The sequence below is a fragment of the Micromonospora sp. NPDC023633 genome (assembly GCF_040640035.1).
Taxonomy (GTDB): Bacteria; Actinomycetota; Actinomycetes; order Mycobacteriales; family Micromonosporaceae; genus Micromonospora.
On sequence record NZ_JBFABB010000147.1, the window covers coordinates 1 to 14367 of the forward strand.

Annotated in this window: 14 protein-coding genes; 10 read left to right on the top strand and 4 right to left on the bottom strand. The window is 75.7% G+C overall.

The genetic code is table 11. The features are described 5' to 3' along the window. The first annotated feature begins 305 nt into the window (after positions 1-305). From pafA to AB0G13_RS30100, 3 genes are all read left to right on the top strand, one after another. A complete protein-coding gene (gene pafA / locus AB0G13_RS30090) occupies positions 306-1664 on the top strand; it encodes a Pup--protein ligase (RefSeq protein ID WP_357881540.1) in 1359 nt (452 codons plus the stop codon). Positions 1665-1731: 67 nt separating this feature from the next. After that, the gene (locus AB0G13_RS30095) at positions 1732-1917 is read left to right on the top strand and encodes a hypothetical protein (protein ID WP_357881543.1); all 186 of its coding nucleotides are present in this window, start codon (positions 1732-1734) and stop codon (positions 1915-1917) included. A gap of 146 nt (positions 1918-2063) precedes the next feature. Then, the gene (locus tag AB0G13_RS30100) at positions 2064-2612 is read left to right on the top strand and encodes a carboxymuconolactone decarboxylase family protein (protein ID WP_357881546.1); all 549 of its coding nucleotides are present in this window, start codon (positions 2064-2066) and stop codon (positions 2610-2612) included. 85 nt (positions 2613-2697) lie between these two features. Here AB0G13_RS30100 and AB0G13_RS30105 read toward each other — a convergent pair whose 3' ends face one another. Both AB0G13_RS30105 and AB0G13_RS30110 read right to left on the bottom strand, forming a co-directional pair. Continuing rightward, a complete protein-coding gene (locus tag AB0G13_RS30105) occupies positions 2698-3783 on the bottom strand; it encodes a DUF3866 family protein (RefSeq protein WP_357881548.1) in 1086 nt (361 codons plus the stop codon). A gap of 63 nt (positions 3784-3846) precedes the next feature. Next, complete coding sequence (locus tag AB0G13_RS30110) at positions 3847-4803, bottom strand: cation diffusion facilitator family transporter (RefSeq protein WP_357881551.1); 957 nt, start codon at positions 4801-4803, stop codon at positions 3847-3849. A gap of 126 nt (positions 4804-4929) precedes the next feature. On the opposite strand from AB0G13_RS30110, the gene AB0G13_RS30115 reads away from it, so the two are divergent. The 7 genes from AB0G13_RS30115 (at position 4930) to AB0G13_RS30145 (ending at position 10932) form a co-directional block, all read left to right on the top strand. Then, complete coding sequence (locus AB0G13_RS30115) at positions 4930-5928, top strand: WYL domain-containing protein (RefSeq protein ID WP_357881555.1); 999 nt, start codon at positions 4930-4932, stop codon at positions 5926-5928. Next, complete coding sequence (locus AB0G13_RS30120; protein WP_357881558.1) at positions 5925-6989, top strand: YafY family protein; 1065 nt, start codon at positions 5925-5927, stop codon at positions 6987-6989. The genes AB0G13_RS30115 and AB0G13_RS30120 overlap by 4 nt, the downstream gene beginning before the upstream one ends. A gap of 10 nt (positions 6990-6999) precedes the next feature. Then, a complete protein-coding gene (locus tag AB0G13_RS30125; protein WP_357881561.1) occupies positions 7000-7248 on the top strand; it encodes a hypothetical protein in 249 nt (82 codons plus the stop codon). 209 nt (positions 7249-7457) lie between these two features. Beyond that, positions 7458-7784: a Sec-independent protein translocase subunit TatA gene (gene tatA, locus AB0G13_RS30130; RefSeq protein WP_357881564.1), complete on the top strand. Its 327-nt coding sequence runs from the start codon at positions 7458-7460 to the stop codon at positions 7782-7784. An 18-nt stretch (positions 7785-7802) separates the two neighbouring features. After that, on the top strand, positions 7803-8753 hold the full coding sequence (gene tatC, locus AB0G13_RS30135) for a twin-arginine translocase subunit TatC (RefSeq protein ID WP_357881567.1): 951 nt from the start codon (positions 7803-7805) through the stop codon (positions 8751-8753). A gap of 846 nt (positions 8754-9599) precedes the next feature. After that, entirely contained in the window at positions 9600-10205 is a 606-nt protein-coding gene (locus AB0G13_RS30140) for a response regulator transcription factor (protein WP_357881571.1), read from the top strand. A gap of 148 nt (positions 10206-10353) precedes the next feature. Then, positions 10354-10932 carry a response regulator transcription factor gene (locus AB0G13_RS30145; RefSeq protein WP_357881574.1) on the top strand — a complete coding sequence of 193 codons (579 nt, stop codon included), beginning with the start codon at positions 10354-10356 and terminating at the stop codon, positions 10930-10932. A 26-nt stretch (positions 10933-10958) separates the two neighbouring features. On the opposite strand, the gene AB0G13_RS30150 is transcribed toward AB0G13_RS30145, so the two are convergent. Both AB0G13_RS30150 and AB0G13_RS30155 read right to left on the bottom strand, forming a co-directional pair. Further along, positions 10959-12779: an ABC transporter ATP-binding protein gene (locus AB0G13_RS30150; RefSeq protein ID WP_357881577.1), complete on the bottom strand. Its 1821-nt coding sequence runs from the start codon at positions 12777-12779 to the stop codon at positions 10959-10961. Further along, positions 12776-14367: ABC transporter ATP-binding protein (locus tag AB0G13_RS30155; protein ID WP_357881580.1), on the bottom strand; the 1592-nt coding region annotated here is incomplete at its 5' end. The genes AB0G13_RS30155 and AB0G13_RS30150, both read right to left, overlap by 4 nt.

Sequence of the window (14367 nt, forward strand, 5' to 3'; positions counted from 1 at the left end):
CTTCGTGGCGGAGTGGACCGCGCACCCGAACTTTCCGCGGCCGGAGCCGGCTCAGTACTACCAGGACTGCCTGGAGCGGTTGCGGGATCTGACGGCCCCGGGTGGGGCGCCGGGGTCCGGGACGCCGAGCGTCCACCTGGGACGCGGCGGCGAACGGGGACGCGAACGCGGTCGCCTCGCGGCGGCCGGTCGGGCGCTCACCGGGCCGCGCGCCGTGGTGTGCGGGGTGGGTCGACGGGCGCCCCGGGTGAGACGGGCGCGGTGTGCGGTGCCCATCTGGGGCCTCGGGCGGCTAATGTCTCATCATGGAGCGGCGAATCTTCGGCCTCGAGACCGAGTACGGCGTCACCTGCACCTACCGTGGGCAGCGGCGGCTGTCCCCCGACGAGGTCGCCCGGTACCTCTTCCGCCGCGTGGTGTCGTGGGGCCGGTCGAGCAACGTTTTCCTGCGCAACGGCGCCCGGCTCTACCTGGACGTCGGCTCGCACCCGGAGTACGCCACCCCGGAGTGCGACTCGGTGGTGGACCTGGTCGCGCACGACCGGGCCGGTGAGCGGATCCTGGAGGGTCTGCTCGTCGACGCGGAGAAGCGGCTGCACGACGAGGGCATCGCGGGCGAGATCTACCTGTTCAAGAACAACACCGACTCGGCCGGCAACTCGTACGGCTGCCACGAGAACTACCTGGTGTCGCGGCACGGGGAGTTCGGCCGGCTGGCCGACGTGCTGATCCCCTTCCTGGTCACCCGGCAGTTGATCTGCGGGGCGGGCAAGGTGCTGCAGACGCCGCGCGGGGCGGTCTACTGCCTCTCGCAGCGCGCCGAGCACATCTGGGAGGGCGTCTCGTCGGCGACGACCCGGAGCCGGCCGATCATCAACACCCGCGACGAACCCCACGCGGACGCGGAGCGCTACCGCCGGCTGCACGTCATCGTCGGCGACTCCAACATGAACGAGGTCACCACGCTGCTCAAGGTCGGCACCGCCGACATCGTGCTGCGGATGATCGAGGCCGGGGTGGTGATGCGCGACCTGACGCTGGAGAACCCGATCCGGGCGATCCGCGAGGTGTCGCACGACATCACCGGGCGGCGCAAGGTGCGGCTGTCCTCCGGCAAGGAGGTCAGCGCGCTGGAGATCCAGCAGGAATACCTGGCCAAGGCGACCGAGTTCGTGGAGCGGCGCGGCGGCGACCAGACCGCCAAGCGGGTGGTGGAGCTGTGGGGCCGGGTGCTGCGCGCGGTGGAGACCGGCGACCTGGAGCCGGTGTCCCGGGAGATCGACTGGGTGACCAAGCTGCGGCTCATCGAGCGCTACCAGCGCAAGCACGACCTGCCGCTGTCGCACCCGCGGGTGGCCCAGATGGACCTCGCCTACCACGACCTGCGCCGGGGCCGGGGCCTCTACGGGCTGCTGGAGCGGCGCGGCGAGGTGGACCGGGTGGCGACCGACCCGGAGATCTTCGAGGCCAAGGAAACCCCGCCCCAGACGACCCGGGCGCGGTTGCGCGGGGAGTTCATCCGGCACGCCCAGGAGAAGCGGCGCGACTTCACCGTCGACTGGGTGCACCTGAAGCTCAACGACCAGGCGCAGCGCACCGTGCTCTGCAAGGACCCGTTCCGGGCGTACGACGAGCGGGTGGAGCGGCTGATCGCCAGCATGTGACGGCGACGCCGGCCCGGTGGGTGCTGACCGCCGTCCGGGCCGGCGGGGCCGGTAGGCTGACCGCGCCATGACGACTTCCGAACCTCCCGAGAGCGGCCGCCAGCGACAGAACTGGGCCGAGCGCCGCCGCGAGAAGATCCGCGCCGAGATCGAGCGCAACCGCCGCGGCGAGTACACGGTGCCCACCTGGGTGCTGGCGCTCGCGCTGGTGCTGATCGTGGGCGCCTGGCTGGCCCTGATCTTCCTGGCCTGAGCCGCCCTGACGCGACGTCGTGGCGGCTCGACGAGGCCGCAACCTCGAAGTTGCGCCGGCCCCGGCGAAGCTGGAACGGTCATGCCCGTTCGGCATTTCCGGTGGCCGACCGCGCACGCCGCGGTCGTGGCAGGGAGGGTGACGGCATGGCGCACATCGACCTCGGTCTCGACGAGCGGGCGCATCCGGGCATCAACGGCCCGATGCGGTTCCGCCCCGAGACGGCCAAGCCGCTCAACGAGCTGGCGGAGACGCTGCTGCGCGCCCCGCACCCGACGCTGAGCCCCGGCGAGCGGGAACTGATCGCGGCGTACGTGTCGGGGCTGAACGAGTGCCGGTTCTGCTGCGCGTCGCACTCGGCGTTCGCGGCGGCGCAGCTCCCCCTGGGCATGCGGCTGGTCGACCAGGTCCGTGCCGATCCGGCGACCGCCGAGGTCAGCGACAAGCTGCGGGCGCTGCTGGAGATCGCCGGCGCCGTGCAGCGCAGCGGCCGTGACGTGACGGCGGAGCTGGTCAAGGCCGCGCGGTCCGCCGGCGCGACGGACCTGGAGATCCACGACACGGTCCTGATCGCGGCGGCGTTCTGCATGTTCAACCGGTACGTCGACGGGCTGGGCACGCTGGCTCCCGAGGACCCGGCGGTGTACGAGATGACCGCGGAACACATCGTGCGCTACGGCTACGGCGCGAGCTGACCGAGCGTCTGCGGGCGCACCGCCCGGCGGGGCCCGACCCCGCGGGCGGGCGCCGCGCCGCAGAGGTGCCGGACGGCCGGGCGGGTCAGGCCAGCAGGCGTGCGGCGTGCCGGCCGGCCGCGGCGGCGGCCAGGAAGTAGGCGTGATCGGCGTCGAGGCCCCGGCCCATGGTGGACAGCGGCACGGGCGCGGCCCGCAGCGCGGCGTCGAGCCCGTCGGTCGGGACCCGGACGAGGGTGTGCCGCGCCGCGAGGGGCGCCAGCGCCGCGTCGACCTCGTCGGCCAGCGCCGGGGCCAGGCCGTCGGGCACGACCAGCTCGGCGGGGGCGAGGGCCACCCGGCCGTACGCGGTGAGGCTGTGGTGCGACACGCCCCGGTGCCGGGGCCGGGGGTCGGCGTCGGAGATCCGCAGCGACCCGACCGGGCGCCCGCCCAGCGTGGCGACGGCGTTGACGGCCTCGCCGACGGCCACCCCGGAGAAGCCCCACCGGGTGCCGGTGCCCAGGTTGCCCGGCCCCTGCGCGACGACGACGACGTCGGCGCGCAGCACGTGCCGGGCGGCCAGCAGCCCACTGTGCACGGTGCTCGCCTCCAGGTCCCCGCCGAACGCCTGGCCGACGGTGACCGTGCCGACGAGGTGGTCGCGCAGCCCGGCGAGGGTGCGGGAGAACCAGGCCGGCAGTGCCCCGCCGTCGGTCAGCAGGTACGCCACCCGGGCGGCGGGGGCGTCGGCGTGGATGCCGGCCAGGATCGCCGGCAGCGCGGAGTGCAGGTCGGCGGTGACGACGGGCAGGCCGGCCAGGTCGTCGGCGGCGGCCATCACCTCCCGGTGCGGGGACGCCTCCTCGTCGACGCCGAGCAGGATCGGCTGCAGCGGGGTGTAGCGGGCCTTGACCAGGTGGCCGGCGTCGCGGGTGTCGAGGGCCTGCGGCGGGTCCGGCGGCAGCCGGTCGGGCAGCGCCACGACCAGGGCGTACCCGCCGGTGCCGAGGCCCATCAGCAGTGCGCCGGCGTTGAGCAGCACCCGGTCGCCGGGCTCGGGCCGGCCGACGAGCGCGGGGTAGGCCAGGGCGCGTACGGTGCCGCCGTCGGGCAGGTCGACGTCCAGTTCGACCGCCCCGCTCCACTGCCGTCGCAGCGCCGTCACCGTTCCCGACCGCCATCGCACCATGTCCGGCACGCTAGCGTCGCCGCCCGGAGCGGGCGCGCCCGGGGCGGTACGGCCGGTCGGCGGTCAGCCGCCGGAGCCGCCGGATCCCGGGGCGTCGCCGGTGCGGGTGGGGTCGAGGAAGACGTACCGGATCTGCGGGTGGCGGGCGGTGAGCCGCCGCTCGGCCTGGTCGGCGGCGGCCTCGATGGTCGCGCCGCTCGCCTCGTCGTCGAAGTCCACCTTCGCGGCGACCAGGACGTCGCTCGGGCCGAGCTGCATGGTCAGCAGGGTGTCGATCCGGCGCACGGCGGGTAGGCCGGCGAGTTCCTCGCTGATCTCGCCGCGCAGCCGTTCGGGTACGGACCGGCCGACCAGCAGCGAGATGTTGCTGTGGGCCAGGACGGCGGCCACCACGAGCAGCAGCACGCCGATCAGGACGGAGGCGGCGCCGTCCCAGAACTCGTCCCCGGTGAGCTGGGACAGGGCGACCCCGGCGGCGGCCAGCACCAGCCCGATCAGGGCCGCGCTGTCCTCCAGGAAGACGGCCTTCAGGGGGGTGTCGGAGGTCAGGTGCAGGAACCGGCGCGGCGTGGTGCGCCAGCGGCGGGACTCGGCGCGGACCTGGCGCACGGCGCGGGCCAGCGAGACCGACTCGATGGCGAACGACACCGCCAGCACGACGTAGGTGACCAGGTAGTCGCCGCTGTGCTCGTGCACCAGGATGGTGGTGACGCCGTGGGTGATGGCGAAGCCGGCGCCGGCGACGAACGTGAACAGCGCCGCGAGGAACGCCCAGACGTAGCTCTCCTTGCCGTACCCGAACGGGTGCCGGGCGTCGGCGGGCCGCGCCCCGCGGCGTAGCGCGAGGTACAGCAGCACCTCGGTGGTGGTGTCGGCGACGGAGTGCACGGCCTCGGAGAGCATCGCCGCCGACCCGGAGATCACCCCGGCGACGAGCTTGGCCACCGCGATGGCGAGGTTGGCGGCCCCCGCCACCACGACGGTGCCGACGCTCTCGGTCCTGACCTCCGGCTGGGTCACCACGTCACTGTAGGGTCGTCGTCGGCGGCCCGCCCGGCGACCGGTGAACCGGCCGGTCGCGACGCGGGGCACGTCCTGCCCGCGTGGGTGCACGGGCGCGGCGCGCGGGCTGCTAGCGTCTACCGCGTGTCGCGGACCCGCACCGAACGCCTGGTCAACCTGGTTATCTGCCTACTGTCCACGCGACGGTTCCTGACCGCCGCGCAGATCGCCGCGACCGTGCCCGGCTACGAGCACGATCCGGACGACGCCCGTGACCACGAGGCCTTCCAGCGCAAGTTCGAGCGGGACAAGGCCGAGCTGCGTGAGCTGGGCGTGCCCCTGGAGACCGGGACGGCGAGCGTCTTCGACGCGGAGCCCGGCTACCGGATCGCCCACCGGGAGTACGCGCTGCCCGACATCCCCCTCGAACCGGACGAGGCCGCCGCGGTCGGCATCGCCGCCCGGTTGTGGCAGCACGCCGGCCTGGCCGCCGCCGCCTCCTCCGGGCTGGCGAAGCTGCGCGCCGCCGGCGTCGACGTGGACCCGCAGGCCACGCTGGGCCTGGAGCCGATGGTCACGGTGGACCCGGCGTTCGCGCCGCTCACCGCGGCGGCCCGGGACCGGCGTGAGGTCAGCTTCGACTACCGGGTGCCCGACCGCGACGACCCCACCCGCCGCCGCCTGCAGCCGTGGGGCGTGGTCTGCTGGCGGGGCCGCTGGTACGTGGTCGGGCACGACCTCGACCGCGAGGCGACCCGCTGCTTCCGGCTGTCCCGGGTGGTCGGCACGGTCCGGGCGACCGGCGCCCCCGGGGGCTACGAGCCGCCGGCCGGGGTCGACCTGATCAGCCACGTGGCCCGCTGGTCGGGGCCGGCGGAGCGCACCGGGCGGGCCACCGTGCTGGTCGCCGCCGGACGCGCCGCCGGGCTGCGCCGCTGGGCGGTCGACGCCACCGCCTGCCCCGACGGCGACCGGCTCGTCCTGCCCTACGCCGACGCGGACGTCCTTGCGGGTCAGCTCGTCGGCTACGGCCCGGACGTGCGGGTGCTCGATCCGCCGGAGGTGCGCGACGCGGTGATCCAACGGCTCAAGGAGATCGCCGCCCGGCACGACGACCTCGCGGTCGCCGGGGGTGTCCGGTGACCCGGCCGGCCGCCCGGGGCGGCTCCCGCGCGTCGGCCGACCGGCTGGCCCGGCTGCTGAACCTGGTGCCCTACCTGCTGGCCCGGCCCGGCATCGAGCTCGCCGAGGCGGCCGGGGACCTGGGCGTCACCGAGCGGCAGCTGCGCGAGGACCTGGAACTGCTCTGGGTGTGCGGGTTGCCCGGCTACGGCCCGGGTGACCTGATCGACATGGCGTTCGACGGCGACCGGGTGACGATCACCTACGACGCCGGCATCGACCGGCCGCTGCGGCTCACCCCGGACGAGGCCCTCGCGTTGGTGGTGGCGCTGCGGATGCTCGCCGAGACGCCCGGGGTGACCAACCGGGAGGCCGTCGAGCGGGCCCTCGCCAAGATCGAGCACGCGGCCGGCGATCTGGTGGCGGCACCGGTCGAGGTCCGGCTGCCCGCCGACACGCACCGGGTGGAGCAGCTGCGGGCGGCCGTCGAGAGCGGCCGGGCCCTGCGCATCACCTACTACACGGCAGCCCGGGACGAGACCACCGACCGCGTCGTCGACCCGCTGCGGATGCTGATGGTCGGCGGGCGGGCGTACGTGGAGGCGTGGTGCCGCCGGGCGGAGGCGGTGCGGCTGTTCCGGGCCGACCGCATCGACGCGGTCGCCGAGCTGGACGAGCGGGCCGCGGTGCCGCCGCAGGCCCGCCCGCACGACCTCACCGAGGGCGTGTTCCGCCCGTCGCCGGACCTGCCGCTGATCACCCTGCGGATCGGTCGCGGCGAGCGGTGGCTCACCGAGTACTACCCGTGCGAGCGGATCGAGGCCGGCGACGGCGACCACTGGCTGGTCTCGCTGCGGGTCACCGACCTGGGCTGGGCCCGCCGGTTCGTGCTGGGCCTGGGCCCGGACGTGACCGTGGTCGCCCCGGCCGAGCTGGCCGAGCAGGTCCGGGCCGCGGCGGTCGCCGCCCTGGACGCGTACGCCTTGCCGACGCCGGCCGCGCCACCCGCGCCCGCGGGCGGGCCGGACACGCCGCGGGCGGTGTCCCCGGCCGACCCGGCGGTGACCGCCGGCAGGCAGTAGGCTGGCCGCCGTGGTGAAGTGGATCGTGCTCGCGCTGGTGCTGTTCGCGCTCGTCGTGTTCGTCCTGGCCCTGCGGCCGGTGCTGGCGCGGCTGCCCCGGCTGCGTCGCGCGGCCGTGGCCCTGCAACGGCGTGCGACCGAGGCGGAGGCGCTGCGGGAGACCGCCGAGACCCTCCAGGCGCGGGCCGAGGCCCTCCAGGAGCAGCTCGACACCACCCAGCGGCGGCTGGCCGTGATCAGGGCCAAGCGCGGCGGCTGATCGGTCGGTGCCCGGTCCCTGCGCGAACCGGTCCGGTTGCGCGCAGGAACGATCCTTCGGCAGATGGTTGACGGGACGTCCCGCGTTGGTCAAGACTTCACCGGCCGGGGGCGAACCACCACCACCCGGCGGGTGGCAACGGCCGTCGGCGGACGTACGATGGGCTGCGGTACACCCCACACGACGACACAGAGCGACTGGAGCTTCCCATGGGTGCCCTCAAGCCGTGGCACATCGCCGTACTCGTGGTCGTGCTGATCCTGCTCTTCGGCGCGAAGCGGCTCCCGGACGCGGCCCGTTCGCTGGGCCGTTCGCTGCGGATCATCAAGGCCGAGACCAAGAGCCTGCACGACGACGACCGCGACCTCGCCGAGAAGGCCGACGCGCAGTCCGCCTACCAGCCGCTCCCGCCGCAGACCGTCCAGGGCCAGCCGTACGCGCCGCCGCCCGCCGGGCAGCAGCCGCACGTCGCCCCGCAGCAGCAGCCGTACGCACCCCCGGTCAACGATCCGGCGCAGCGCGTCCGCGACAACTGACCGAAGGGCCCGAGACCCGTGGCCTTCGCCCTTAAGAAGCGCGGCCCGAGCAACTTCGAGCGGGCCGCCGACGGCTCGATGACGCTCATCGAGCACATCCGCGAGCTGCGCACCCGGTTGTTCCGCGCCTCCCTGGCGATCGCGGTCGGGCTGATCGGCGGCTTCCTGCTCGCGCAGCCGGCGTTCAACCTGCTCAAGCAGCCGTACTGCCGGCTTCCCGGCATGGTGGTCGACGGTGAGTGCCAGAACTTCCTGATGCTCGCGCCCGCGGACGGCTTCGTCCTCAAGCTGAAGCTGGCGCTCTGGATCGGGTTGATCATCGGTGCGCCGGTCTGGCTCTACCAGCTCTGGGCGTTCATCGCGCCCGGCCTGCACCGCCACGAGCGCAAGTGGGCGTACCTCTTCGTCGCGATCGCGGCGCCCCTGTTCGCCGCCGGCGCGGTGCTGGCCTACTTCGTCGTGGACAAGGGTCTGGCCTTCCTGCTGGAGGCCGGGGTCACCGGCACCGACTCCCAGTTGGAGGTGACCCGGTACATCTCCTTCGTCACCAACATGATCCTGCTCTTCGGGGTGGCGTTCGAGTTCCCTCTCACCCTGCTGATGCTGAACTTCACCGGGGTGGTGAGCGCTCGCCGGCTGCTCAGCTGGTGGCGGGCCGTGGTCTTCATCTGCTTCGCGTTCGCGGCGGTGGCCACCCCCGATCCCGGACCGTTCGGCATGACCCTGCTGGCGCTCTGCCTGTCGCTGCTCTACTTCGTCGCCGTCGGGGTGGCGTTCCTCAACGACAGGCGGAAGGGACGCGGCAAGGAGATCTACGCCGGCATCGACGACGACGAGGTGTCGCCGCTGACGTTCGACCCCGAGCCGGTGGAGGCCGGGAAGCGGGTCGACGCCAGCGCGCCGATCGTCGCCCCGGAGCCGGTCGCCGCGCCGGCGCCGATCGACCGGCGCTACGACGACATGACCTGACCGGCCGGTCGTTCCCCGTAACCAACGGCAACAAGCCCTCCCTTGGCGGAGGGCTTGTTGCTTTTCGGCCAGGTGCCGGGCCGGGGCGGTCGTCGCACGGTGCGGGCCGCCGCAGGGCGGTACCGCCCCGCGCGTCGTGCGGTGCGCCACTCCCTTAACGCACGTCGGGTCCGCCGTCAGCACCCAGTCGGCAATCCGTCATGAGGCACTCACGAGCTGCAATCGGGTAAGCAGATCTTTACGATGTGTCGACGTGTCCGACGAGGGAGGTCGCTGTCCAGTGCGTCGCCCGACGTTTCGTCGTCCACCTCTCGCCGCGCCGGCGGCCACCACCCCGCCGCGTCGGCCCGGGATGCCCCTCGTCCGGTTCGTCCCGCCGTGGACAGCCGCCGCAGGGCCCGGCGCCCTCGGCGCCGCCCTGTCCGGCCTCCGGGCCGCCGCCCCGGACCGGGCCGGCGTCGCCCTGACAGGGCGGAGCGGCATCCCGGACGCCTCCGGCCCACCAGGTTCCCCCACCGCCCCGGCGCTGAGTTCCCCCACCGCCCCGGCGCTGACCGGGCCCCACGCCGACGCGGCCCCCTGGACGGGGGCCGACGGCGGGTCGCCACCCGCACCGGCGGCCCAGGGTGACCGGTTCCCCGGGGTGAGTGCCCGCCCCGGCTGAGTTCCCGGCGGCCGCCGCCCGCGCGGCCGCCCGGCCCCTGGCCACAGCGTTGCCCCTGACCGCCGGTCGTCGCGGCCGGAACCCCAGTCGTTTCGCCCGCCGGCCGGCCCGTCCGGCCGGCCCGACCGGTCCCGTCTACGGGACCGGTCGCCGCCCCCATACCCCCAGATCGGAGCCACGCGTTGATCCGCGTCGTCGTTGTCGAGGAGATGGGCCTGCTGCGCACCGCGCTGTGCGCGGCACTGTCGAGTGAGGAGGACATCGAGGTCGTCGCCGAGGTGACCGGGGCGGCGGAGCTGGCCGCCCTGGTGCGTCGGCACCGGCCGGACGTGGTGCTGGTGGACCTGGCGCCGGACGCCCCACACCCGGTCGAGGCCGTCGCCGAAATCACCGAGGCGATGCCCGACACGGCCGTTCTGGCTATGGGTCGCCGGTGGAGCCAGCGGATCGTCGGAGACCTGCTGGCCGCCGGCGTACGGGGCCTGGTCGGCAAGGACGCGTCCCTGGAGGCGCTGGTCGACGCCGTCCGGGAACTCGCCGCCGGGGGGAAGGTCATCGACGCCGCCGCCGCCGTGACGGCTCTGCGCCCCGCGTCGAGCCCGTTGACGCGCCGGGAGGTGGAGGTGCTGCGGGTGGCCGCGGAGGGCCTGCCGCTCAAGGAGATCGCCAACCGGCTCTACCTGGCGCACGGGACGGTGCGCAACCACCTGTCGGCGATCATGCGCAAGACCGGCGCCCGCAACCGGATGGAGGCGGTGTGGCGCGCCCGGCGCGACGGCTGGATGTAGGCCGTCCGGGCGCGGGCCCGTCGGTGCCTGCGCGGCCCCCACTATCCGGCGTGGACGGTGACGGCTCGCTCACCGAGCGGAACCCATCGGGACGTGTTTGAATTCTGACGGTCCGTGATCTGTCTGACGACGCTCCGGAGGGTCAACGGTGATCCGTACCCTGCTCGCTCTCGACGGTGCCCTGGTCCGTGGCGCCCTGTCGCTCGTCCTCGCCGCCGAGGCGGACATCAGTGTGGTGGCGGAACTGGACCGGGGCGACGCCCTCCCACCGGCGGTGCGGGCGCAGCGCCCCGACGTCGCGGTCGTCGACCTCGACCTCGTCGGCGAGGCGGGCATGGCGGGGCAGTGCCCGGTGCTGGTGCTCGCCGACCGGCGCCGGGCGCGCAGCCTGCACCGGGTCTTCGTGCCGGGGCGCACCGTCGGGATCCTCGGCAGCGACGTCTCCCCGCACCGGGTGGTCGACGGCATCCGGCGGCTGGCCCGGCGCGAGTCGGTGGTCGACGCCGACCTGGTGATGGCGGCCCTGAGCCGGGACAGCCCGCTGACCTCACGGGAGACGGAGATCCTCGACCTGACCGCGGCCGGGGCGCCGGTCGTGGAGGTCGCCCGGGCGCTCGGCCTCGCTCCGGGGACCGTGCGCAACCACCTGGGCCGGATAGCCCGCAAGGCGGGCGCGCGCACGAGGGTGGAGGCGGTGCGGGTCGCCCGCGAGGCAGGCTGGATCTGACGACTCCTTCCGGCCCCGGCGGATGCTCAGGGCCGGCCGAGTGGCACGCGGGCCGGTGGCGCCAGGTCCTCCCAGTGCCCGACCAGCTCGCGGTAGGTGGGCGAGCGGGTCAGCAGGTCGTCGTGGGTGCCGACGAGCGGCCGGTCGCCGTCGAACACCAGCACCCGGCGGGCCCGGGTCGCCGAGCTGATCCGGTGTGCGATCACGACCAGGGTGCCGGGGCGGCGGGCGAAGGCGTGCTCGACGGTCGCCTCCAGGGTCGGGTCCAGGTGACACGTCGCCTCGTCGAGGATCACCAGCGGCGCCGGGGCGAGGTAGGCACGGACCGCGGCGACGAGCTGGCGCTCCCCGGCGGAGAGTTCGGCGGGGTCGAGTTCGGCGTCGAGGCCCCCGAGGCGGGCCACCAGGGGACCGGCGCCGAGAGCGTGCACGGCGGCCAGGACGGTCGCGTCGTCGGCCTCGGTGTGCAGGTATCGGAGGTTGTCGCCGACGGAGCCGGAGCGCACGTACGCCTCCTGCGGCACCAGCACCCGCATCCGGGCCAGCGCGTCCGGCGGCGTGCCGGCGACCGGCACGCCGGCCAGGTGGACCGTGCCGGACTCGGGCGGTACGAGCCCGGCGACCAGCGCGGCCAGGGTGGACTTGCCGGCCCCGCTCGGACCCACCACGGCCAGATGATCGCCGGCCGGCACCGTCAGGGTGAGGTCCGCCAGGACGGGACGGGCGTGCGGGCCGTACCGGAAGGTCAGCCCCCGCAGCGCGACCGCCGGCGGACCGGCCACGGCGGCGGGCCACGGCGCCGGGCCGGTTCCGACCAGCGGGGGGCCCGCCACAGTGGCGGCGGGCAACGGCGGGGCGGTGGCGACCGGGAACGGCCGGGGGTCGGGCTCCGGGGGCGGGCTGGTGCGCAGGATCCGGCCCAGGGTGACGGCGTAGCGCAGGCCGCCGCCGCCGACGCCCTGCACGACCGCGTGCAGGGCGGGTTGCAGCCCGGTGGTGACGTAGAGCAGCGCGCCCAGCACGGCCCCGGCGCTCAGCCCCTGCCGGACCAGCCACGGCGCGGCCAGCACCAGCACCGCCACGGGCAGCCAGCCGCCCACCCCGAGGCTGAGGCTGCGCAGCGCCGCCATGCGGGCCAGCGTCCGCTCCGCGTCGGCCTGCGCCGTCACCCGCCGGCCCACCTCCGACACCACGCGCTCCTGCGCGCCGCAGGCGACGACGTCGCGGTGCCCGGCCAGTGCGGCCGCCGCCGACCGGCCGAGCTGCTCGCCGGCGGTGACCTGCGCCCGCTGGTGCGCCACCATGGCCGGCAGCGACGCCCCGAACACGACCAGCCCCAGCAGCAGCGGGGCGGCCACCGCACCCGCCAGCAGGGGGGCCAGGGCGAGCAGGCCGAGCAGCGCCGCGCCGGCGGTGAACAGGAACCCGCGGACCACCAGCAGCAGCCCGCCGAAGGTGTCCCGGACCACCTCGACCTGGTGGGTCAGCCGGGCCACGGTGGCGCTGTCCGCCCGGCCGCCGGCCCGGGTGGCGTCCCGCAGCGCCCCCTGCACCACCCGGGTGGCCAACTCGTCGCGGAACGGTTCCACCACGGCCCCGAGGCTGCGGTACACCTGCCCGGTGGCCGCCGCGCCGACCAGCACGGCCGCGGCGAGCCCGGCCAGCCAGGCCAGGCCGGTGGCGAACTCGCCGGCCAGGAAACCCCGGTCGACGGCGCGGGCCACGAGCACCCCGCCCAGCAGCGCCGGCAGGGCCTCGACCGCCGACCAGGCGGCCAGCCGGCCCAGCGCCCGGCGGCGGGCCCGCAGCGCCGCCCAGGTGGTGCGGCGTACGCCGGGGCCGCTCATCGGGTGTCCCCGCCGGGCGTGAAGACCGCCCGGTAGGCCGGGTCGGACCAGAGTTGCCGGTGCGGCGCCACGGCCCGCAGCCGCCCGCCGTCGAGCCACGCCACCAGGTCGGCCGCCGCCGCCGTCGTCGCGCGGTGGGTCACCACGAGTCGGGTACGCCCGCCGGCGCCGGTCGCCACCGCGTGGGCGATCCGGTGTTCGGTGGCGGTGTCCAGGCTGGACGTGGCGTCGTCGAGGACGAGCAGCCGCTCGGCGGGGAACGCGCGGGCCAGCCCGAGGCGCTGCGCCTCGCCGCCGGAGAACGGCGCGTCCGCCAGCCGGGTGCGGAAGCCCTCGGGCAGCCGGGCGACGACGTCGGCGACCTGCGCCGCCCGTGCCGCGGTCAGCACCGCCGGGGTGGCCGGGGCGGCGCCGGCGGGCGGTCGCGCCGAGTCGGCGGGCAGCCCGAGCCCGATCGCGTCGTGCACCGTCTCGCCGACCAGCACGGGCCGGTCGAAGGCGTGGCCGACGGCCCGGCGCAGCGCGGGCGGGCCGAGCCGGCGCAGCGGCACCCCGTCCAGCAGCACCTCGCCGGCGTCCGGGTCGTGCAGCCGGCCGGCCACCGCGGCGAGGATCGACTTGCCGGCGCCGGAGCGGCCGACGACGGCCACCGTGGCGCCCGCCGGGACGGTCAGGTCGACCCCGTCGAGGACCGCCCGCCCGTCCTCCGCGCGCACGCCGACCCCGCGCAGCCGCAGTTCCCCCCGGCCGGGCGGCAGCGGCTCGGTGCCGTCGGGGCGTACCGGGTGGGCCAGCGGTTCGGCGATCCGGCCGGCCGCCGCGCGGCTGCGGACCAGCCGGTTCAGCGTGGCCAGCACCGCGCCCAGCCCGGCGCCGAGGGCCGCGTACTGCACGGCGGCGACGAGTTGGCCGGGGGTGAGCCAGCCGACGGTCAGCGCGTACCCGCCGACGGCCACGACGGCCACCTGGAGCAGCGGCCCGACGGCGGCGGTGCGGGCGCTCGCCCTGGCCAGCAGCCGCCAGCTGAGCACTCCGTACCCGCGCAGTTCCGGCAGGGCCGCCAGCACCCGCTCGCGTTCCCGGTCGACGGTCGCGGCGGCGGCGATGGTGCGGGCGCCGCCGAGCGCCTCCAGCAGCCGGCCGGCGATCACGCCCAGCACCCGCTGGTAGCCGGCCACCGCGGCGGAGGCGTCGGTGACGAAGGCGCGCATGAGCAGCGCGAGCAGGGCCAGCCCGGCGAGGAGGGTGACGCCGAGCAGCGGTTCGAGCAGGGTGAGCGCGACGACGCTGCCGACCGGGGGGAGCAGCGCGACGACGCCCAGGACCACGGCGGTGCCGGCCTGCCCGGCGTCGGCGGCCTGCGCGGCGAGGCGGCTGACCAGGTCGCCCACCGGATAGCGGCGGACGGTGCGTACGTCGCAGGCGAACAGGTGGCGCAGCAGGCGTAGGCGCAGCCGCGCGGTGGCCCGGGCCGCGCCGTACCCGCTGGCCACGTCGGTGAGGATGTCGGTGGCCATGAGGACGGCGATCAGGCCGCAGGCGGCGGCCGGCCACCGGACGCCCCCGTCGCCGCCGACGGCGGCGTCGA